This window comes from Streptomyces synnematoformans (assembly GCF_039531005.1).
Classification (GTDB): Bacteria; Actinomycetota; Actinomycetes; order Streptomycetales; family Streptomycetaceae; genus Streptomyces; species Streptomyces synnematoformans.
In genome coordinates, this window is record NZ_BAAAPF010000622.1 from 1 (window position 1) to 1,716 (window position 1,716).

General features: G+C 75.0%; 2 protein-coding genes and 1 pseudogene. All 3 read left to right on the forward strand.

Going from position 1 to position 1,716, the window contains the following annotated elements; all coding sequences use genetic code 11:
- Positions 1–397: pseudogene (locus tag ABD317_RS36610) on the forward strand (5,10-methylene tetrahydromethanopterin reductase); the annotation flags it as partial.
- The gene (locus ABD317_RS36615; protein ID WP_344296325.1) at positions 394–1,044 is read left to right on the forward strand and encodes an FMN reductase; all 651 of its coding nucleotides are present in this window, start codon (positions 394–396) and stop codon (positions 1,042–1,044) included. The pseudogene ABD317_RS36610 and the gene ABD317_RS36615, both read left to right, overlap by 4 nt.
- Position 1,045: 1 nt before the next feature.
- Positions 1,046–1,456 carry a tetratricopeptide repeat protein gene (locus ABD317_RS36620; RefSeq protein ID WP_027756800.1) on the forward strand — a complete coding sequence of 137 codons (411 nt, stop codon included), beginning with the start codon at positions 1,046–1,048 and terminating at the stop codon, positions 1,454–1,456.
- Positions 1,457–1,716 lie beyond the last annotated feature (260 nt).

The window sequence follows — 1,716 nt, forward strand, 5'->3', positions numbered from 1 at the left end:
CTTCATGCGCAAAAACTCCCAGGACGCCGTACGTGAGTTCCGCCCCTACTTCGACAACGCGCCGGTCTACGGGCACGGGCCCACCATGGAGGAGTTCACCGAGCAGACGCCGCTGACCGTGGGCAGCCCGCAGGAGGTCATCGAGAAGACGCTGACGTTCCGCGAGTCCTTCGGCGACTACCAGCGGCAGCTGTTCCTGGTCGACCACGCGGGGCTGCCGCTGAAGACCGTGCTGGAGCAGCTGGACATGCTCGGCGAGGAGGTCGTGCCGGTGCTGCGCGAGGAGTTCGCGAAGGGCCGCCCGGCCGGCGTGCCGGAGGCCCCGACGCACGCGGCCCGCGTGGCGGCGGCGAACGACACGGCGGCGGACAAGGAGAAGGAAGAGGTGGCCAAGTGACCGCGCTGAAGCTGACCGTGGTCTCGGCCGGGCTGAGCGTGCCCTCGTCGACCCGGCTGCTCGCCGACCGCCTGGCCGAGGCGGTCCGGCGGCAGCCGGCCGACGACGGCCGGCAGGTCGAGGTGGAGGTCGTCGAGCTGCGTGACCTGGCGGCCGACATCGCCAACAACCTGGTCACCGGCTTCCCGTCGGCGGCCCTCGCCAAGTCGATCGACGCGGTCACGGGCGCGGACGGCGTGATCGCCGTGACGCCGGTCTTCTCCGGTTCGTACAGCGGACTGTTCAAGTCGTTCTTCGACGTGATCGGGGCGGCGGACGACGCGGCGCTGACCGGGAAGCCGGTGCTGGTCGCGGCGACCGGCGGGACCGCGCGGCACTCGCTGGTGCTGGAGCACGCGATGCGGCCGCTCTTCGCCTACCTGCGGTCCGTCGTCGTGCCGACCGCGGTGTACGCCGCGGCCGAGGACTGGGGCGGCAGCGGCGACCCGCTGACCGACACCCTGCCCACACGCATCGCCCGGGCCGCGGGCGAACTGGCCGAGCTGATGCACGGCCGGCAGCCGCGCCCGTCAGGCGGCGGGCCGGAGCAGGTCGTCCCGTTCGAGCAGCAACTGGCCGCGCTGCGGCCGGAGCCCAGGGAGGAGTGACATGACCGAGGAGTTCCGGGGGTTCCACGCATTCCGCCCGGACGGCGAGCCCGCCGCCAGCCGCTGGAGCGACGCGCTGCAGCTCTTCGCGGCGCCGGAGGCGGCGGACGCGGCGTCCCGCTGGGAGCGGGCGGGCGTGCTCTTCGAGGCCAGGGACTACGCCGGGGCGGCGAAGCTGCTGACCGCGGTGGTCGAGGAGTACCCCGAGCAGGTCGCGCCGCGGCTGCTGCTGGCCCGCGCGTACTACCACTCCGCGCAGCTGCGCCGCGCCGAGGCGGAGCTGCGCGCGGTGCTCGACCGCGACCCGGTCGAGCACTACGCCCACCTGATGCTGGGCCGTACCCTCCAGCGCCAGGGCCGCGATGAGGAGGCGGCGGGCCCGCTGCGCACGGCGGCGGCGCTGGCCGCCTAGCGGCGAGCACCGGTGGGCGGCACGGCAGGCCGTGCCGGGCCCGGGACGCGGCACAGCAGGCATCCCCCACACGGCCACCGCGGACGCACACCGCGCGACCACGCCGCCGCCCGGCGGCGACACCGCGCACGGCAACGGGACACCCATGGGCGGGCCGGGGCGCCGCAAGGGTCCGGCCGACGCCGGGCGCCACGGCGCCCGCACCCGCCGCCGCCGATGACGAGGACCTTCACGGGGCCAGCCTATCGGTCGGCCCGGAG

Bases quoted from the DNA above. Each gene is read 5' to 3' on its own strand.
- ABD317_RS36620 (WP_027756800.1), top strand. From the start codon at position 1,046: ATGACCGAGGAGTTCCGGGGGTTCCACGCATTCCGCCCGGACGGCGAG.